This is a genomic window from Burkholderia sp. WP9, assembly GCF_900104795.1.
GTDB lineage: Bacteria > Pseudomonadota > Gammaproteobacteria > Burkholderiales > Burkholderiaceae > Paraburkholderia.
Genome location: NZ_FNTG01000001.1, coordinates 3,586,993 through 3,607,254, shown reverse-complemented (window position 1 = coordinate 3,607,254; position 20,262 = coordinate 3,586,993). Strand labels below are relative to the sequence as shown.

Here is a 20,262-nt window from a genome sequence, read left to right as displayed (position 1 = left end):
TTAGTCTGGCTGCTCAGGGCCTTGTTGCGTGCGCGCGACGGGGGCAGCGGCAACCGCCGTGCACACCATAACGACAGCAACTCGATGAACGATTTCTGGCAACACTGTTCCGCATTGCTGGAGCGTGAGCTTACGCCCCAGCAGTACGTGACGTGGATCAAACCGTTGGCCCCGGTCGCCTTCGACGCCGCTGCGAACACGCTTAGCATCGCCGCGCCGAACCGTTTCAAGCTCGACTGGGTCAAGAGCCAGTTCTCCGGCCGCATCGCCGATATGGCCCGCGATTTCTGGCAGGCTCCCGTCGACGTCCAATTCGTACTCGACCCGAAAGCCGGCATGCGCGCCCCTGTGGCAGCCGCGCCGGCACCGGTGCCGGTGCGTCCGGCTTCCGCGCCTAGTTCGATGGGCGGTAGCGCCGGCAACGGCGCTGCGGTGGACGCCGCCGTCGGCGCCGTGCAAGCGGCGCAGGCCGCGCGCACCGGTGGGGCGAACGGCGCGAACAACGCGATGGCCAATCTCAACGCGAACGCCCGCGCGGCAGCTGAACAAAACGCGAACGCGCGCGCCGCAGCGGCAGAAGATTCCGCCGACCTCGATCTGCCCAGCCTCGACGCGAACGAAGCCGCGGCCGCCCGTCGCACGTGGCGTCCGGGTCAAAGCGCCGGCTCGAACGGCAACGGCGAGACCGACTCGATGTACGAGCGCTCCAAGCTGAATCCGGTGCTGACCTTCGACAATTTCGTGACCGGTAAGGCCAACCAGTTGGCGCGCGCCGCGGCGATTCAGGTCGCGGACAATCCCGGCATCTCCTACAACCCGCTGTTCCTGTATGGCGGCGTGGGTCTGGGCAAGACTCACTTGATCCACGCAATCGGCAACCAGCTTCTAATGGACAAAGCCGGCGCGCGGATCCGCTACATCCACGCGGAACAGTATGTGTCCGACGTGGTGAAGGCCTACCAGCGCAAGGCGTTCGACGATTTCAAGCGCTACTACCACTCGCTCGACCTGCTGCTGATCGACGATATTCAATTCTTCTCCGGGAAATCGCGTACGCAAGAGGAATTCTTCTACGCGTTCGAGGCGCTGGTCGCCAACAAGGCGCAGGTGATCATCACCAGCGACACCTATCCGAAGGAAATTTCGGGTATCGACGACCGCCTGATCTCGCGCTTCGACTCCGGCCTGACCGTGGCGATCGAGCCGCCCGAGCTGGAAATGCGCGTCGCGATTCTGATGCGTAAGGCGCAATCCGAGTTCGTGAGCCTGAATGAAGACGTCGCGTTCTTCGTCGCGAAACACCTGCGCTCGAACGTGCGTGAACTCGAAGGCGCGTTGCGCAAGATCCTCGCGTATTCGAAATTCCACGGACGCGAAATCACGATCGAAGTGACCAAAGAAGCACTGAAAGACCTGCTGACCGTGCAGAACCGGCAGATTTCGGTGGAAAACATCCAGAAGACCACGGCTGACTTCTACAGCATCAAGGTCGCGGACATGTATTCGAAGAAGCGTCCCGCGAACATCGCGCGGCCGCGGCAGATCGCCATGTACCTGGCGAAAGAGCTGACCCAGAAGAGCTTGCCGGAAATCGGCGAGCTGTTCGGCGGACGCGACCACACCACGGTGCTGCACGCGGTGCGCAAAATTGCCGATGAGCGCAGCAAGGACGCGCAACTGAACCACGAACTGCACGTGCTGGAGCAGACGCTGAAGGGCTGAGCGGGCTGTCTGGAAAAAACGACCTGTTTATTTCTGAAGTCGCCCCCATTTTAGTGAGGCGGTTCCGTTTTCAGGCACAATACAGGTTTAACCGCCCGGCGGCCGCGGGCGGATTTCACGCCGTGACAGGCGCTGCGTGGCGCCGGCGGGGAGCCACGGCTGCGCGCGGGAACGCTGTCCTGGCAAGGCGCGCAGGCCGTTATATCAACGAAGGAACTCTATGCAACTGGTCAAGACCGAACGCGATAACCTCCTCAGGCCGCTGCAAACTGTGAGCGGCATCGTCGAACGCCGCCATACGTTGCCGATCCTCGCCAATTTGCTGATTACCAAGAACGGCCCGGACGTGTCGTTCCTGTCGACCGACCTCGAGTTGCAGATCACCACGCGTGCCGATTTCGGCGTGGGCGGCGATTCGGTGGCGACCACGGTGGCAGCGAGAAAGCTCCTCGACATTCTGCGTGCCATGCCCGACGGGCAGGTCACGCTCACGCTGAACGACAAGCGTCTGACCGTGCAATCCGGCAAGAGCCGTTTTGCGCTGCAAACGCTTGCCGCGGACGAATTCCCGACGGTCGCGCAAGCTAAAGACTACGGCGCGAACCTCGTGGTTCCGCAAAAGACGTTCCGCCAGTTGCTCGGCATGGTCCATTTTTCGATGGCCCAGCAGGACATCCGCTACTACCTGAACGGCATGCTGCTGGTGGTGGACGGCGACCAGCTGATGGCGGTCGCAACGGACGGCCACCGTCTGGCGTTCTCGTCCATGAAGATCGCAGGCTCGTTCCAGCGTCAGGAAGTGATCATTCCGCGCAAGACGATTCTGGAACTCCAGCGTTTGCTGGAAGACATCGACGACACGCTGAAGATCGACATCGCGCAGACGCAGGTCAAGTTCACGTTCGGCCAGGTCGAACTGGTGTCGAAGCTGGTGGAAGGCAAATTCCCCGACTTCCAGCGCGTGATTCCGAAGTCGCACAAGAATCAGTTCGTGATCGGCCGTGAAGAACTGCAGCGCTCGCTGCAACGCGCCGCGATTCTGACCTCGGACAAATTCAAGGGCGTGCGCTGCATCATCGAGCCGGGCCAGTTGAAGATAATGTCGACCAACGCCGATCAGGAAGAGGCGCAGGAAGAACTGGAAATCGCATACGACGGCGACAGCGTCGATATCGGGTTCAACGTCACGTATCTGCTCGACGTGCTCGCGAACCTGAAGGTCGACACGTTGCAAGTGAGCCTGGGCGACGCCAGCTCCAGCGCGTTGATCACGATTCCCGAGAACGACGAATTCAAATACGTCGTCATGCCGATGCGCATCTAACGCGTCCAACACCAAAGAACACACCAAGGGGCGCAGCGCCCCTTTGGCGTTTTTATGGTGATTTGAAAAGTCCCGAGCAGCAACCTTGCAGCAACGCAGAACCGGAAAAAATCCATGACTGAAACGAACAATTCGCAACCCGACAACAGCTACGGCGCATCCTCGATTCAGATCCTCGAAGGTCTGGAGGCGGTGCGCAAGCGGCCCGGGATGTACATCGGGGATACATCGGACGGGACCGGTCTGCATCACCTCGTATTCGAAGTGCTGGACAACTCCATCGACGAAGCGTTGGCGGGGCATTGCAACGACATCCAGGTGATCATTCACGCGGACAACTCCATTTCCATCACCGACAACGGCCGCGGCGTGCCGACCGGTCTGAAGATGGACGACAAGCACGATCCGAAGCGCAGCGCCGCTGAAATCGTGATGACCGAGTTGCACGCCGGCGGCAAGTTCGACCAGAACAGCTACAAGGTGTCCGGCGGCCTGCACGGCGTGGGCGTGTCGTGCGTGAACGCATTGTCCGCGTGGCTGCGTTTGACCATTCGCCGCGACGGCAAGAAGCACTTCATGGAATTCCATCGTGGCGTGCCGCAGAACCGCATTATCGAAGAGATCGACGGCGTGGCTGTTTCGCCGATTCAAGTGACCGGCGAGACCGAGAACCGCGGCACCGAAGTGCACTTCCTCGCCGACGAGACGATTTTCGGCAACATCGAATATCACTACGACATTCTGGCCAAGCGGATTCGCGAACTGTCGTTCCTGAACAACGGCGTGCGAATCAAGCTGACCGACCAGCGCACCGGCAAGGAAGAAGATTTCGCGTTCGTGGGCGGCGTGAAGGGTTTTGTTGAGTACATTAACAAGAACAAGTCCGTGCTGCACCCGAACATTTTCCACATCAGCGGCGAGAAAGACGGCGTGGGCGTGGAAGTGGCGATGCAGTGGAACGACAGCTACAACGAAAACGTGCTGTGCTTCACGAACAACATTCCGCAGCGTGATGGCGGGACGCACTTGACCGGGTTGCGTGCGGCGATGACGCGCGTGTTGAACAAGTACATCAACGATCACGAAGTCGCGAAGAAGGCGAAGGTCGAGACTTCGGGCGACGATATGCGTGAAGGGTTGTCGTGCGTGTTGTCGGTGAAGGTGCCGGAGCCGAAGTTCAGCGCGCAGACGAAGGACAAGCTGGTGTCGTCGGAAGTTCGCGCGCCGGTGGAGGACGTGGTCGCGAAGGCGCTCGAAGAGTTTCTGCTCGAGACGCCGAATGACGCGAAGATCATTTGCAGCAAGATTGTCGACGCGGCGCGGGCGCGGGATGCGGCTCGGAAGGCGCGTGAGATGACGCGGCGGAAGGGTGTGCTCGATGGTGTTGGTCTGCCTGGGAAGTTGGCGGATTGTCAGGAGAAGGATCCGGCGAAGTCCGAGATTTATATCGTCGAGGGTGACTCGGCAGGCGGGTCGGCGAAGCAGGGTCGGGATCGTAAGTTTCAGGCGATTTTGCCGCTGCGCGGCAAGGTGCTGAATGTGGAGAAGGCAAGGTATGACAAGCTGCTTTCTTCGGAGCAGATTGTTACTTTGATTACTGCGCTTGGTTGCGGGATTGGTAAGGAAGACTACAACCTCGATAAGCTGCGTTATCACCGCATCATCATCATGACCGATGCTGACGTTGACGGTGCGCACATTCGGACGCTGTTGTTGACGTTCTTCTATCGGCAAATGCCGGAGATGATCGAGCGTGGGTATATCTATATCGCGCAGCCGCCGTTGTTCAAGATTAAGGCGGGTAAGGATGAGCGGTATTTGAAGGATGAGGCTGAGGTTAATGCTCACATTTTGAAGCTGGCGCTGCAGGGGTCGGAGTTGTTGGCTTCTGAAGGGGCTACGCCGATTACTGGCGATGCGTTGGGGGAGTTGGCTCGGGCTTATTTGCTGGCGCAGGCTGTTGTTAACCGGTTGAGCCGGTTGTATGACGCTGGAGCGCTTGAGGCTGTGATGGATGGGATTGCGATCGATCTGTCCAGCGAGGAAGCGGCTGATGCGTCGGCTAAGGCTCTTGAGGCGAAGCTAAGGGATGATCCGTTGAAGCCTGAAGTTAAGGTTACGACGATGTATGACCCTGTGCGTGAATTGCGCTCGCTGCGGGTTGCGCGGACTCATCACGGTAATCAGAAGATTTCTGTGTTGGATCAGGATTTCCAACTCACTGCTGATTACCAGCAGCTGATCAATACCGCTAATACGTTTAAGGGGTTGATTGGTACTGGTGCTGTCATTAAACGTGGCGAACGGAGTATGGCTGTTACCGACTTCAAGAGCGCTATGAAGTGGTTGCTGGCTGATGCTGAACGCAATATTTCCAAGCAGCGATACAAAGGCCTCGGCGAGATGAACCCTGGGCAGCTTTGGGAGACGACGATGGATCCGACGGTGCGTCGCTTGCTTCGTGTGCAGATTGAGGATGCTATTGCGGCTGATGGCATCTTTACGACGCTCATGGGGGATGATGTGGAGCCGCGGCGGGCTTTCATTGAGTCGAATGCGTTGCGGGCGGGGAATATTGACGTGTAAAGGTGTAGGTTTTCAGAGTTCGTGAAAAAATTCTCACTGAGATGAAAATTATTTCTCAGTGTTTATGAAAACTTAGAGCATTGCCATGGCCCGGTTGACAATATACGTCTTCCGGGCCATTTTATTTTTTAGGCCAAAAATCTTATCCAGAGACAAACGAAATCTGTAATTCAATAAATGTTGTACATTGTACTGGTGAAAATGATCGCGCAATAAAAAATGAAATTTTCCTGGAACTGCAAAGCGTTGCGAATTAAACTCAAGGCGACCGGTTCGCAGCACAAAATACTGCAATAGTTATTAATCGCGGGCCGGCAATCAATAAAATGACGTGTCTATTGCAAAAAGATGCTAATTTTAAGCAGCACTGTGCTCGTCCATCGATTTTGACGGGTGCGAATAAAAGGAGGTCTGAATGTAAAAACGGAGCAAACCCCCTATTGGAAGCTTGCCCCGCCGGTGGGCGCTGACGCTACCCGATCTAGTCAATCAAAGTATCGTCAATCCCCCGCCTGCGGTCAAGTTTTTGCGCTCAATTTTTTCTGATCTCGCAAGTCGAGAGGGTTTAATGCGCCCTTTTAATTGCAAGCGGAGCAAATCATGCAGAACAAACCGCATGCTGCCGTCGATATGACAGTCAAGCAGGGAATTCATCACACTCCCGCGCGACAGGTAGTTCGGCCGACCGGAGGCATATTCCGTGGCCGTTTTCCTTCCCGCAAGTCAGGCAGATCAGTGGCATTCGAGTCACTAATCGAGCGTGATGCATTACTGCTGTTTGAGTTCTCTCGCGGTGTCGCCAGCTATCGAGAGCAACCCTACTCAATCCGTTACACATTCGAAGGCAGATCTCGGAAATACACACCGGACTTTGAGCTATCGCTCGCCAGTGGTGCAGTGTTACTTATTGAAGTCAAACCAGAAGACAAAGCGCTCGCGCCAGACGAAGGGAGACGTCTGCGACGGATCGGGGAGCACTTTGCCGAGTTAAGCGCGCCGTTTCAGGTTCTGACGGACACTCAGATTCGTCGCGGCGCGCTTCTGCGCAACCTGAACACGTTGTTCCCCTATCTAGACAAGCCGCTGACGGCGCTGCAACGAAGACTGGCTTTGGCACCGCTTCTCGACGAGCCGCTCCTGACTGTCTCAAATGCACGCGCTCGCCTTGGTTCGACCGCAGAAGTTTGGCGGCTCCTTGCCCAAGACCTCCTCGCCTGTGATCTACATGAGCCGTTGAATGAAGCGACGATCCTGACCATACAAAACAGTGAGCCGAGCGATGCCGAGCTATATTTTTAAAGTCGGAGTGTCCGTCGTTCTCGACACTCAAACTCACAGGATCGCGCATCTCGCGGCGGATGGACTGGTGCACCTGACGGCGGTGTCCAGCGGTGCACTAACGGTGACGTCAACCACAGAGCTGCAGCGACAGTATCAGTCTGGCCGACTACGATTTTTGGATGAGGCCACGAAGATCGGCGATCGAGCCGACTCACGCTTGGGACGCCCGCTGTCGACGTTCCCTAACCGTGTGCGGGAAAGGGCTATCCGAAAAAAAGAATACCTCGACATGCTGCTGACGCGCGGCCCGATAGTCTCGACGCCGGCAGTGCTTGCGCCGCTTATCCAGGAATGCGCGCGAGAATTGAACGACCCTAATCCGCCGAGCGTTATCAGTGTCTACAGATGGGCTCGTGGAGTTTCACGAGCAGGAGGTGATTACCGAGCACTGATTGATCGGTTCGACCGCCAGGGAGGCAGTGGCAGCAGGCTACCCGTTACGAGCCTGAATATACTGCAGCAATCTATTGAGTCGATATACATGGCGCCTGAACGTGGCTCCGTAAGTGATGTGTACGCTGACGTTCGTTACAGGGTAGACCGAGAAAATGAGTTTCGCGGCGAAAGTGAGAAAGTTCCGATGCCAAGTCTTGCCACTGTGTATCGGGCAATCCATTCTCTTGAGGCGTTTGATGTGACAGTGGCACGCCGCGGAAAACGGATAGCGAACATAGAGTTTCGTACAAGTGGCCGCGGCGTTCATGTTGAACAAATTCTCGAGCGTGTGGAGATCGACCACTCACCTCTGGACCTTTTCGTCATCGACGAGAGGACAATGCTACCTTTGGGCCGTCCGACGGTAACCGTCGCACTCGACCGGTACTCAAGGATGCCAGTTGGTATGCACGTGGGATTTCAGGGGCCTTCAGTCCATGCCGTCTTGCGGTGCCTGAGACATGCGGTAGTCCCGAAGGCCGACCTTCGAGACCGCTATCCTAATCTTCAAAGCGACTGGCCGTGCCACGGAAAAATTCGTGAACTTGTCTGTGACAACGGATTGGAGTTTCACAGTAACGCGCTCAAGAGCGTTGGGCTTCAGCTTGGGATGATGGTGACGTTTTGTCCCAAGCGTCAACCATGGTTCAAGGGTGCGGTTGAACGCTTCCTGAAGACATTAAATTTTCAGTTTGCACACGCCCTGCCTGGAACAAGTTTCGCTCGATGGTTTCATCGGGAGGATTACGATCCGCAGGAGCAGGCGTTGGTTACGTACGATCAGCTGTTGCACGTCCTGACGCGCTGGATGGTCGACGTCTACGCAAACTCCCTCCATCGAGGAATCAAAACTACGCCGCGTGAGAAGTGGCTTGCGGGAGCGACGCGCTTTCCGCCCGTGTTGCCGTCGAGCATCGAAGACGTCGATATCATGATCGGCGAGACGCACACCCGAACGCTGTCTCATCAGGGTATTGAACTCGACAACTTACGCTACAACGATCCCGCGCTGCTGCAAATTCGCAGAAAGCACGGGCCGCGAATCAAGGTCGACGTCATCTCGTATTTCGATGATGTCTCGCGCATTGCTGTTATCGACCCCGACAGCAAGATCCCCGTCATTGTGCCCGCGCTTGACCAGGAATACGCAAACTGTCTAACGCGGGAGCAGCACCGATTGCTTTGTGCACGTGCGCGCGAAACTGGTAAAGGGCTGGTCGACCAAAGTGCCCTTGCGCGGGCGAAGGGCGAAATCCGAACGTTGATTTCTGAATTTGCGTTGAGCAAATCGCAACGGAAGCGTCAAAAGAGCGCGACCTGGCGTGGTGTCGGGACTGAGGCTGTGGACATATTTGCGACATCACCGACCAAGACAGCATCCACAAAGACCAAATCTCGCTCGGAGACGAAGCCTGCCGTGCCAGCATCAGAACTGCCAAAGCTGACCGGGTTGTTGCTGGATCGTCCTCCTCATGGAAAGGCGACGCCATGATTGATCGACACTCCAACGACGACTACTACGCTCGGGTGCGTGACGTAGAACGGATTCTCATCCCTCATCGACAATTTAAGGTCGTGGTTGATCGCCTAGAACACGTCCTTGATTTGGCGCGACACGATGCGGATCCGCGTCATACCCTCCTTGTAGGTGAGTCTGGAACTGGTAAGACGTGGATCGCGCGCTACCTCCGGTCGATACTGCCGGAGTCCGAAAGCGACGGCATCCGAATCAAGCCAGTCCTTGTCGTGGAAACGCCCACCGCACCGACCTTGAAGAGCCTTGCGCAGGCCATACTGGTTGCACTCGGCGACCCGCTTGCAAGCCTTGGCAATGCTGAAGTCAAACGGCTAAGGGCGTTGGCGCTCATTCGCCAGTGCCAGGTGCAGATGCTCATCGTTGATGAGCTTCAGCATTTCCTCGACCATGGCTCCCACAATTCACCTCAATCGGTAGCTGACTGGCTGAAGAATTTCGTCGAAGACGCGCAAATACCATGTTTGCTGATGGGCCTACCAAGATCGACGGCCATTCTTACGCTTAACGAGCAACTGAGGCGCCGATTCTCTGCTCGCATAGAACTTCTTCCGTTCTCAATCGAGCGTGACGAGGAAGAAGTGGAGTTCCGGTCAATATTGAATGCCTTGGACGAAATGCTTCCCTGTCGACGTCGTTCAGGCCTTGCTGAGCCTGAAACCGCTCGTCGGATATACATGGCGACCAACGGCCTTATTGGGTACGTCAGACGGTTGACAACTGGTGCCTATGAATTGATGGAGGCTGCGAACCAATGCAGCATTGACCGAGCCTTGCTACAGGAGGCTTTCGTTCAAGAAATCTGGAGGGGTGGGCAGGAAGAACTAAATCCATTCCATTCAAGATTTTCATTTCGTCGCCTGGATCAACCAGGCGAGCCCTTTGCGCCCACAAGTCGTCGAGGTGAAACCCGGGGTGCACGACGCCGTTATTGAAGGAGTACTCACATGCGAGTGCCATTGATCAACCTGCCGTCACCTTACCTTTTCGAGAGCGTGCAGGGGTTTCTTTTGCGATTAGCGGAAGCAAACGCATACCCGGGTATCGAGTGGTTACGGCGCGTTGATGGTCTCCAAGCGCAACTTCGGGAGTGCGTGGGTACTACCATTTTCGGCTTCGTACCCAAATGGCTCGGTGAGCCTGAAACACCCGCCGTAGCTCCGCCTCCCTTCGATAAAAATTTTTGTCTCGGTCTGCGAGCAAAATGCTGCGTGGCCTGCTTGCTGGCGACGCCGTACTGGCGAGCGATATGGGAACATCGACTGTACGTTGCTTGCCACGAACACGGTTTAGAGCTGATCGATACGTGCGCAACATGCGGAACCAAACTCTGTTGGAGGCGAGCGTCAACAATGAGATGCCGCTGCGGGAGTGAGATTGCATCATGGAAACAAATCGAAGCGAGCCGCGCTAGCGTCGACGCCGGTCAGCATATTTGGCGCGCGTTTGTGACAGCGACGGGTGTCCAGCAAGACGCCAACAGGCCACAAGTGAGTGCGATCGATGACCTCTGCTTACCTTCTGTTGCGTCGTTGATTTCCCATCTCGGCGCGACGACGGATACGACCGAGTACATGCTGTCGCCCAAAGCGTGGCGGAACCTTACGTTGTCGGAAACTTCTCGGCTGGTATCTGCCGCTTATTCACGCTTGACCGACTGGCCGCTGAAGTTTCACGACTTCCTGCGCGAAGAAGAGCGATCAACTGAGGGTACCGCTGTCATGTCGCCTCGCCTGCGCCGACTGAAGAAATTTTTATTTGACGAGCTCCCTCCGGATCTGAACTTTCTCCTCGACGGATTCCGTGGATACATGCGTGACGAGTCCGTGGACACTCTAGACCGAAGACGAGGTTGGGCAACCGAGGGCGACATTCAATCTCAGGCATATGTCGCGGCAGCTGTCGCCGCACGCCAACTTGGAATTCGGGCTGCGACACTACACGCCTTGACCGCACGTGTCGGTGTCACGGAGATCAAAAAGCCTGGAGGAACCCGACGTCACTTCACTCTAATCGAGCGGACAGCTCTTTCGTCACTTAAGCAAGAACTCTCCGATAAAATCAGCCTTCGGAAGATGAGCTTACTTCTTGGAATTTCGACGTCGCGAGTAGAACAACTCGCCGATGTAGGCCTCCTGAAACGAAAACCCGTGACGCATGGACTGGTCTCGACATCGCTTTTCAGGCGAAGCGAGGCGTTGGAGTTGATCGATAGCCTCAAAGGTGGCAGCCGCGTTGCAGCACATCCAGATCGCGAGATCTCGTTTGCCGAAGTCAGCAAATACTTTTTGTCGCAACGGGCGGAATTCATAGCTCTTATTCGGGCAGTACAAGAGCAGCGTATCAACGTGAGGCGGTGGGATGAGAGTGTTCGAGGAATCGCCGGTGCGATTTTTGGGCATGAGGTGTTCCTCGACTGGCATCGGCAACAATGTTGCGTCGGCGGCATGACGGTTCCTGAAGCTGCAGTCCACCTTCGTGTCAAGCAGGAAGTCGCATACCACTTGGTAAAATCGGGCTTACTGAAAGGGCGGGTCGCCGCTCATGGTCGTCGATCTGTCACTTTGATCACGCCAGACGCCATATCGGACTTCGAGCAGCGCTATGTTTTCTCAGTCGAGCTTGCCGCGGCCCTGTCCTTATCAGTTGGGAAGGTTGTAGCAGTTCTTTCCGATCACGGGGTATCACCCATTTGCGGGCCGCAAACGGACGGTAGCCGGCAGAACATCTTTCGCCGTAGAGACGTCGAGCTTGCTTCAGAAGCGCTTAATGCTTTGAATGTCGGGGCGAAATATTAGTAATCGGAAGTGTCTGCTCAAGCCGATCCTCGCTAACGGCGACGCGTCTTGGGGCATATCCACATTGTAGATTCGTTCTGCCACACGGCGAGCTTTAGACCCCAAAGGCAAGAACCTGTCGAGAAGCTTCCGCGGTGTCTGTCGACTCGACGAACAGATATATGTCTACACGATTACTAATTCCTCGAATTTTTCTCGGTGCGCAGCAGAACCAGCAATCGAGCTATAGCGGGACACGACCGTCTGCGTGAACCCTGATTTATATAAAGCCCGAACAGATTCGTGATTGGCGTTAGTGGATAATACGTCGACACCTCTGGCTTTTGCTTTCACCAAACATTCGTGCAATCGCAATTGGTCGTGCCACGAGAAGAGAACTTCGTTGTATTTAATAAATCCGTTGTTGTTGTGTCGCACGGTGTAAGGAGGGTCGGCAAATACGAAGTCGCCCGCAACGGCCTCATCAATCACCTCTGCAAAGTCTGCTAGCCGCAATTCAGCCGCTTTCAACGCGGCAGACCAGAGGCGGAATGTATCTTCCTCCCGGAACACTGACACCCTAGATCCCATTGGCACGTTAAACTTGCCCCGTTTGTTTACCCTGTAGATGCCGTTGAAGCAGGTACGATTGAGGTAAATAAATCTCGCTGCGCGTTCCGCGACGCGGACTGGCTCCTGTTCGCGCACATAATAGTAATAGTTTGCGTCATGTGACGCCGCATGGTGACGCAATATGCTCAGGACTTCGGTAAGCTGATTGCGTATGCCTCTGTAGGCATAGACCAAATCAGGACATGCGTCCGCAAGAAGCGATGTTTTGGGACGTAGCGCGAAAAAGACTGATCCACCGCCCAAGAACGGCTCGATATATCGTCCTGGGATGGCGATTGGCAAAAAATCACTGTGCTTCTCGACGAACCACCGTTTTCCCCCGGGCCATTTGAGGAAAGACTTTAGCGAAGTAGGTTGATCCGAGGCATTTCGCGGCGGACCTATATGCCCCCCCGACGGGCACTCCGCAAGCAATGATTGATAGGGCCGTTCGGCCACCCCACACGGTATTTTGTGGTGCGGCGCGACCACGGATGCTTCGCTTTCCTTCTCCAACTGGACTTCCCCCGACGGATTAAAAGTCTCCCATTGCCCTTGTAACATAGTCCTGACCGTGAAGCGTCTCGGAAATTATGTTCCCTAGCCCTGTGAGGCGAGCTTTATCCTGTCCAGAAGGTGTTCAGAGTCCAAATAGCCAGCAACGGCCGGATGGACGCGATCCTTCCACTGCGCATCTGAAGAGCGGATGCGTTGCCTTATGTCGGTTCCTGAGATACCGCTCTCGCTGCTCTTGTCCCAAAGCACGTGCACCTTATACCCGATCGCAGTGAGAATTTCGATTTTCTTTTTGTTCCATTCATCCCGAATTGTAGTAAAGCACAGAACCGACGTCGGGACGTGCGACGGCAACTCATCCGGTCTGTCAATAGGAAACGGCGAAAATGAATACCGGTCACGAGATACGCCAACACCGGTCAGCATCTTCTCCATGGCCATGCATCGCTCGACGTAGGTTAGTGGATTGTCTGCTTGCAACGCCCGATGGGGATCCGCTGCACAGTCATCCAAGAACGGAGCGTTCGGCTGGGCGATCCCGATGATCAAGTGTTCAGCTTTCTCAAGCGCCGCCAAGATGTATTCCATATGATCAAGATGCGGTGGTTGAAATCGGCCGTGAACGCAGCCCTTGTCGACGCTACCGTCTTTTTTCAATTTTTGTCTCCTGTTCCTTCCAGTGGGCGTCAAAGTAACGCTTAAGCGGACGATATAAGGTTGGGTCGCCAGCTTTTGGAAAACCTTTCGCTGTAATCCTTAGCTGCGGCAGGCCACGCCCCTGATCAGTAACGCCATTTTTCGGTGAAAACGGACTGACTAGGCAGTCGTCGTTGGTGAAAAACAGCCGCAACGGTTTGACCTCGTCAACCGATGCCGGCCGATAGAGCCGGATCGAACAGGTATTCGCATTTTGTTTGGCCAATTCCTGTAGGAATTTGATCGATCCTTGCGCTTTTGCTAGATAACCGGTCGTGCCATCCATTCTCTCGAGCTCGGTGAAGACGTTTCGAGCATTTGGATCTACAAGTAGCATCTTGATTTCTGAGTCGTTCTTCAGGGCGCTGTCGAGCGCGGTACGCAATTCAGTTTCGCTCTCCTTGAGTTTTGAGGCACCGATGCCAAGAAATTGGAACCCTGCGTGGGCGCTCCGTAGCGCTCCCTTGTAATCTATACCGGTCGCAACGCTGTAGTCCGCGTCGGTTATGCCATTGCGCCTAAGCTTTATTATAAATGCGATTGGGACAAAGGCGACAGCCGCTGTCAGGACCACAATCAATGCAGCTGCCGAAGCGAGCTTGAGACCCACACCAAGCCGCTCAGTAAGCAAAAATATCCATCCACTGACAGCCGCAAGCGCCACCAACAAAACCGCGAACGAACTCGCAAGCCAGTCACGGATGCCAAGGATGCGATGTCTGGACGTTATAAATACGACCAGTTTGACTAACTTTTTAAGCAGAAAATGATTCATGATTGCCTGTTTACTTGTCGAAACTGTCCATCAATATCCACGACCAATTCTCGAATTCGCCCCGTCTCGCGCGAATTTCTTCGATGGTCTCGAACTTGGCATGGAGCAGAAATCCCCTTTCGCCAATCTCAAAATCTGGCCGCTCAATGACGACTTCGTAGACGAGGCCGAGGTGCTGCGTGCTAACGACACGCGAGTCGTCGTAGATAAACCCACAAGACTTGATTGTCGGCTCGCTGTCTACAACGAGCTCCTCGCTCAGTTCCCGCAGAATGTATGTGCAATCTGCCAAATCGTCGTCGTCAGAGAACAAGTCGAGCGTGAGTTGAGCGAAGTCCTCGACCGATAGGTGACCGCCAAGCATCATCGAATATTCGCCCCGCAAACGGCTTTCCGGGAGACGTGCACTACGCATATGAGTCAGATACTTAGAGCGATACCTAACGATGAAGACCGAGACAAGCTGGACGACGTCGAAAGATTCCTCGGCCTGCCGGCGTAGCATTGGGGTTGCTAGCCGTGAGAGTTTGAACCGATCGATTCCAGCCGGGAAATACCCTACGCCGTCAACGATCTGGGCAAGCTTGCTTCGGGGAATTACGGCGATGTCCTCATCGAGCTTACTCTTCATGAAGCGAGTAGCGACGTACTCGTCGGCGTCGTATTCTCTTAGTGCGAATGACCCTTGGAATACGCGTTTAAACCGAGAGCTTTCTCCGTGCGTGAGAATATCTGTCGAGAGCTTCGATTTCATCGTCTGCCACGGAGTCTTTCCCGCAGAAACAAGCGTTCCGTCGCGCAAGGCCTTGCCCACAATCTCTCGGGCTGACAATGGTTTGTTTTCAATGCGTAGGTAGTGTTCCGCAAGCTCGAGGAAGGTCATCTGACGCTTGCCCGTCAGCTCGAAATCATCTCGAACGCCGCCGCTATCTTTGTCGGATATCTTTCGGTTCATATGATCACGTTTCCTGCAGTTCCCTTCCTGCACCGTCCTATCAAGTGCATCGCAAGGCCTGACGTTTTGAACTCGTCTTGGATCCTTAAAACGTGTTCGACAGGCAGCGCGAACAGTAAGCCGCCCGCAACCTGCGCGTCAAACAAAAGTGCAGCCTTTGCGTGCCCAGACGCTTTGTTGATATCAGCGAACCGCGCAGCATGATTCAAGTTGTGAAAATAAAGGCTGGTCGTGGGAAGATCTTCGCCATAGTATTGCTCGGTCGTCGCGAAGCCGGGAAGTTGATCGATAAAAATCTCCGCGGCACTGTCGAGGCGGACCAGCAGCCGATGAAGGTGGTTGATCAGCCCAAACCCTGTGACGTCTGTGCAGACGGTCACCCCGTGCCGATATAGTAGCCGCGCAGCAGGCAGACTGGTTTCCAACATCGAAGCCCGAACATCCGCGAACTCCTCCTCCAGCTGGGGGGCGTGCTTCCACAGGAGGCTCGCTATGCTGGTTCCCAGCGGTTTGGTGAGAAAAATCGGATCACCTTCCTTAATCCCGCGAAGTGGCTCGGTGGCGTCAGTCATTGCCTGTGCGATCACGCAGAATCCGAGCGAAAGATCGGCTTGTTTCGCGAGCGTGTGGCCGCCGATCAGTGTTGTCCCTGCCCGCGACAGTTCATGGACGGAGCCCACCATCATCTGGATGACTTCCGGACTTGTCGGTTCGAGTCCGTATGGCACCCCAAGCACAGAGAGCGCAAAGCACGGGATGCCGAAAGCAGCATAGACATCGCCGAGCACATGATTGACGGCGATCTTGCCAAAGTCTGCAGCATCTGGAACCATCGGAAACAGGACATCGACGGTGGCCATGCAGTTCATCTGCCCGAGTCGGAACAACCCAACGTCTGGAAAAGTCCCACTTAGCCCCCTCAATGAGGCCGATTCTGACGCGGCCGCAACGGTTCGTAAGAAACTCCCAAGTTCAGTTGCATCTGCCTTCTTGGAACAACCGCCGTCCGTAGCAAGGTCTATGAATCTCATCGTTATCGCCGCCGGCTATGGTGTATTTGGTAATTTTCGTTTGATTCGGCTGAACCGCATTTTACCCCGAGGGTGACTCGGAGCGCTGACGGAAGGTCAATTATCAGGTGGACGTGCAGTTCTGGTATGTATCTTCCGGCAATCGCTGGATTGGGCCGAAAGCATCACCATGCTCGCAGACGACGACTCAACGCGGGAGCAATGCCGGTAGCTTCAAAAATATTCTTCCCGGCCACAGTTCGGGATCTGAGTCACGCCGCGGCTGATCGCGACAGTTATGCCTTCTGCGTGAAGGCCACTGACGGCTTCTGCTTGTTCTGCTATCGAAAGCTATAATGGATTAAGACCTCTGCCGAGTTTTTGTAGAATGTAGTACGTCAAAAGCATTTGAATGTATCGCCGATACTGTACCGGTAGGAACTATTCGCGGTCGAACTTATTGGACTCGCTCATGCTGCGGCTAGCTGGCGTCAGGAGTTAGTGCATCAGGCCTTGACGCTCGAGAAGCTCGCACGACACCGAGGCGATTGATCGACTGTGCTAGAGAACATAGATAGTGGCGGCGTTTAGATTTGGCCAATAGGATGGAGCTGCCGATGCCCATCGCTTATGTACTCGTTGGAGGCGCTGAGAGCGCGGCGCCGTTCGAACAATATCAAAGGGCTACCTATGGCTTCGTTCCTTCAAGAAAACGTCAAGACGCTTGTCCATCTCAGGCGGCGACTTCATCAAGATAACATGCTCGCGCTTTGCCTTGGCGCTGGCGTCAGCGCGGACTTCAAGTTCCCAATGTGGAAGGAACTGGTGGTGAGCATCGCCGCACATAGCGAAGTCAACGCGCCGCATTTGGCCGTGACGCCCGAAGGACTCGCAATCCAAGCCCAATTGTTATATCAGCAGTTTCGGCGCAACAAGGTTGCTGCGGCCGTTGCTGCAGGTTCGACTGCCGCCGAGGCCAGACGCGCGGCAGCATCAAGTTGGCTTCACATAGTTCACGAGTGCTTGTACGAAAGGGCGACCGTCGACGACGAAGGGCTAAGGCAGCATCCGTATCTGTGGGATCTTCTCCCTCTGATAAAGAAGTCGTCGATGACCATCAACTACAATTTCGACGACAGCGTGGAGCGATTGCTTTACCTGTACAACGGAGAAACCCGTGCTGGCGGAGACGACCGGGGCTTCGAGGTTGTATGGAAACCCTCAACGCAGTTTCGCAGGCACAAAGGTGTCATCTATCACCCTAACGGTTTTCTACCCCACCGGCTGTCGGACGGGTTCAGCGAAGATATCGTGTTCATGGAGCAGGACTTCGCAGACCAGTTGATCGATGTAGCCGACGGGCATTATGCGTCTCTTCTTAATCACTTTTCTAAACAGACGGTTGTCTTCGTTGGACTTTCGGTGAGTGACACTTCGCTCAAGCATGTGTTGCGAACTTCAGCCCGAAATAACCCGGGACATTTTCACTACGTCGTACATTGGTGCAAAGATGAGAAGCCAACGCCGGAATACCAGCAAGCACTTAGTGAAGCTAATTTTTCGTTGTATAACTTGGTAACGTTGTTTTTCACGACTTCGGAGATGCGGGAATTTTCCAAATTGCTTGTCGCTGACTCGGAGGTATTTAACGCTCGGTGCGACGACGAGCAAGACGGCGTTCGCACACGCTTTCGGTACTATTTGACGGGCCCCGTAGGGGCAGGAAAGTCGACGATGTTGGAATACATCCGTTGCCTTGATAGCTTCGACGAGTGGGTCGACCGTAAGAACCCTTTGCTTGTAATTCCGCAGGAAGAGCTGACGGACGAGCAGCGCGCAGACGTGGACAAATGGATTAACCTGCAGTTTAGAAAAAAGAACCGCCGTATCAGCGAGGTGCGCCAAGGTATATCCTTGATCGATCGCAGCCCGATCGATCCGCTTTATTTTTCCGCAGATGAATCAGCGAAAGGTAAGCGCGCAGAGGAATTGGTAACTGCAATGGTGCCCGTCGGAGGCAACGTAACAAGCATTGCCCCTGGACACTTGATCATGCTCACGTGTGATCCCGCGGTGCTCCAGCCACGGCTAAAGGTCAGAGAAAAGCGTTACTCGTTGGATCAGCTTCGCTCTCACATTGCGAAGGTCAATTCCCTGTGGAGTGAATCCTGTTCTGTAACCGTCATCGACACGACGCATATGACGATCACTGAAGTGGTCAAGCGCATCCTCGAGGTCATTCTTTTTGAAAAATATGAAGAAGTCTCTTTTCAAGCCATTTGCAAGGCCGCTGCCCCACCGGCCGAAGTTCTATCTAGCGTCGCCTCTATTCAGCCCAGCGGAACGCCTTCTTAACACGGAGCTTTGCACTCTGCTTGAAACGGCCGGCGGAGTTTATTTACCTCAGCGCGATGGGGCGCTCGTCGAGTCGCTGCGGCTGGGGAGCGATCGTGACGACGCTGCCATCTGCCAGCAGGTTTTTGTACACGACACAAATGCACTCGAGGAGGCGGACGTCATCGTCGCCGTTCTCGACGGCCGCGCTTTAGACGAGGGTGTTTGCATAGAGTTGGGCTATGGCAAAGCAGTCGGTGCATTCGTCGTTGGCTACAAAACTGACATCCGAACGGTATTGCCATGGGGCCAAAATCCAATGCTTAGCGGTTGTGTTGACGTGTGGGTTCACTCCAAAGAGGAATTGAGTCGTTGGGTCGTCAGCGCTTTTGAGGGGCGCGAAGATATGTGATCTGATGATGCTGATCGAATCCGCACTGCTTGGCGGTGGACCGCCGCCTCACGGTCCGCGCGTCGGGCCATCGTTCCAACTGATGATGTCGCGCTTGCCTAATGCGGAGTTAACCGCTGATTTCGCCCAGCATCAGATCGTGCGAAGCTCTACCCGACTTGGTGCGATTCTTCGCAATGGTTGACGCAGACGGAACTGGGGCGAAAAAATAGCTCGAGCGCCTTGGCGCGCAGCCGGTCAATAAACATATAGAACGATCTCTCACCGGCGACTAAACTGATGATTGCAGGCCGATGGCTTCCCCTCGGTAGTTGTTTATTCAGTTCGGGACAGCTTCAGAAATATTTTAGCGGTATAGCGTGCGTACGCCTTGGCACGACCGGCAAGCTGCGTAAGAAGAATGGCGCCGCGTGACATTTGGGAGACTTTGTTATCGTGGATACAATTCATCCGTGGGAGCGTCGAATCTATATCGACACTGAGTTTTCGGACCTTTTGACGCCACATCTTCTAAGCGTTGCCATGGTGGCAGAAGACGGGCCGGAGTTCTACGGAGAGTTGGCGGAGATCGATCGTGCCGCGTGTAGCCCTTTTGTCCAAGCAAACGTATTGCCGCAACTGGGGGCAAATCCCGAACTCATCATGGACAGGAAAGCCCTATGCGACGCGGCTCGGACTTGGATGTCTAAGTTTTCTCGACTTAAGCAGCGACCAGTCATCTGTTATGACTATCCCGTGGACGTTCAGCTGCTGTGGGAACTGATCGGGGGCAGACTGCCAGGTTGGAAAGAAAAACTCATCGGACCGCGAATCGATCTCGCGAGGAAAGAGGCGTATTTCCGGGAGCACGGTGGTCGACATCACGCGCTTCACGATGCCCGCGCAAATAAGGCTGCATGTGGATAGACCGGACTTTTTCTATTGCGGGAATGTCGAGCCACGCACGCAGTGGCGGCGCCTTGTCAGCCATTGGCTGAAGGCGTTTCGATGCTCCAAGTCGAAGTACTTGGCGTCCTCGGCACTACTACTTTTTATTATAGGGCTGAGGATGCAACTCAGTCACGACCGACAAGTATTGCGGGACGTATTGTCAATGTTCAGTAAGTGCATTGAATCGGAGGCTCCGAGTCGCAACGTGACTCATTCGCCGCGACAAACAATCCCACACCGCCACTAATGGGACCGAACGTCATTTCGGTCGATGGCGTCCGGCGTACGAAATGAGATGGATCG

At 55.1% G+C, this 20,262-nt stretch carries 15 protein-coding genes; 10 read left to right on the top strand and 5 right to left on the bottom strand.

All coding sequences use genetic code 11. The features are described 5' to 3' along the window. Positions 1–84: 84 nt before the first annotated feature. From dnaA to BLW71_RS16000, 7 genes are all read left to right on the top strand, one after another. A complete protein-coding gene (dnaA, locus tag BLW71_RS16030) occupies positions 85–1,722 on the top strand; it encodes a chromosomal replication initiator protein DnaA (protein WP_218157121.1) in 1,638 nt (545 codons plus the stop codon). Between the two features lie 220 nt (positions 1,723–1,942). Beyond that, positions 1,943–3,046, top strand: a complete 1,104-nt coding sequence (dnaN, locus tag BLW71_RS16025; protein ID WP_091797617.1) for a DNA polymerase III subunit beta — start codon at positions 1,943–1,945, stop codon at positions 3,044–3,046. Between the two features lie 114 nt (positions 3,047–3,160). Further along, positions 3,161–5,632 carry a DNA topoisomerase (ATP-hydrolyzing) subunit B gene (gene gyrB / locus BLW71_RS16020; protein ID WP_091797614.1) on the top strand — a complete coding sequence of 824 codons (2,472 nt, stop codon included), beginning with the start codon at positions 3,161–3,163 and terminating at the stop codon, positions 5,630–5,632. A gap of 600 nt (positions 5,633–6,232) precedes the next feature. Continuing rightward, positions 6,233–6,931: a TnsA endonuclease N-terminal domain-containing protein gene (locus tag BLW71_RS16015; RefSeq protein WP_143048361.1), complete on the top strand. Its 699-nt coding sequence runs from the start codon at positions 6,233–6,235 to the stop codon at positions 6,929–6,931. Next, positions 6,912–8,900, top strand: coding sequence for a TnsB C-terminal domain-containing protein (locus BLW71_RS16010; RefSeq protein WP_091797608.1), 1,989 nt, complete (start codon positions 6,912–6,914; stop codon positions 8,898–8,900). The genes BLW71_RS16015 and BLW71_RS16010 overlap by 20 nt, the downstream gene beginning before the upstream one ends. Then, positions 8,897–9,877 (top strand): TniB family NTP-binding protein, encoded by a 981-nt coding sequence (locus tag BLW71_RS16005; RefSeq protein WP_091797604.1) that lies wholly within the window; start codon positions 8,897–8,899, stop codon positions 9,875–9,877. Before BLW71_RS16010 ends, BLW71_RS16005 begins: the two co-directional genes overlap by 4 nt. A 555-nt stretch (positions 9,878–10,432) precedes the next feature. Continuing rightward, a complete protein-coding gene (locus BLW71_RS16000; RefSeq protein WP_143048360.1) occupies positions 10,433–11,740 on the top strand; it encodes a hypothetical protein in 1,308 nt (435 codons plus the stop codon). 165 nt (positions 11,741–11,905) lie between these two features. Here the strand turns inward: BLW71_RS16000 and BLW71_RS15995 are convergent, their stop codons facing one another. The 5 genes from BLW71_RS15995 to selD all read right to left on the bottom strand — a co-directional run bounded on the left by BLW71_RS15995 (position 11,906) and on the right by selD (position 16,304). Beyond that, positions 11,906–12,847 (bottom strand): DNA adenine methylase, encoded by a 942-nt coding sequence (locus tag BLW71_RS15995; RefSeq protein WP_218157120.1) that lies wholly within the window; start codon positions 12,845–12,847, stop codon positions 11,906–11,908. A gap of 84 nt (positions 12,848–12,931) precedes the next feature. Next, entirely contained in the window at positions 12,932–13,504 is a 573-nt protein-coding gene (locus tag BLW71_RS15990; protein ID WP_143048359.1) for a hypothetical protein, read from the bottom strand. Next, a complete protein-coding gene (locus tag BLW71_RS15985) occupies positions 13,488–14,318 on the bottom strand; it encodes a hypothetical protein (RefSeq protein ID WP_091797592.1) in 831 nt (276 codons plus the stop codon). Before BLW71_RS15985 ends, BLW71_RS15990 begins: the two co-directional genes overlap by 17 nt. Positions 14,319–14,328: 10 nt before the next feature. Next, positions 14,329–15,273: an HTH domain-containing protein gene (locus tag BLW71_RS15980; RefSeq protein ID WP_091797589.1), complete on the bottom strand. Its 945-nt coding sequence runs from the start codon at positions 15,271–15,273 to the stop codon at positions 14,329–14,331. Further along, positions 15,270–16,304 carry a selenide, water dikinase SelD gene (selD, locus tag BLW71_RS15975; protein ID WP_091797586.1) on the bottom strand — a complete coding sequence of 345 codons (1,035 nt, stop codon included), beginning with the start codon at positions 16,302–16,304 and terminating at the stop codon, positions 15,270–15,272. Before selD ends, BLW71_RS15980 begins: the two co-directional genes overlap by 4 nt. Before the next feature lie 669 nt (positions 16,305–16,973). On the opposite strand from selD, the gene BLW71_RS15970 reads away from it, so the two are divergent. Genes BLW71_RS15970 through BLW71_RS40965 form a run of 3 tightly spaced genes read left to right on the top strand, consistent with a single transcriptional unit; the run spans position 16,974 to position 19,213 of the window. After that, complete coding sequence (locus tag BLW71_RS15970; protein ID WP_177205046.1) at positions 16,974–18,638, top strand: SIR2 family protein; 1,665 nt, start codon at positions 16,974–16,976, stop codon at positions 18,636–18,638. Beyond that, positions 18,538–19,029 (top strand): nucleoside 2-deoxyribosyltransferase, encoded by a 492-nt coding sequence (locus tag BLW71_RS15965; protein WP_091797579.1) that lies wholly within the window; start codon positions 18,538–18,540, stop codon positions 19,027–19,029. Before BLW71_RS15970 ends, BLW71_RS15965 begins: the two co-directional genes overlap by 101 nt. A gap of 4 nt (positions 19,030–19,033) precedes the next feature. Then, positions 19,034–19,213, top strand: a complete 180-nt coding sequence (locus tag BLW71_RS40965) for a hypothetical protein (protein ID WP_143048358.1) — start codon at positions 19,034–19,036, stop codon at positions 19,211–19,213. The last annotated feature ends 1,049 nt before the right edge of the window (positions 19,214–20,262 follow it).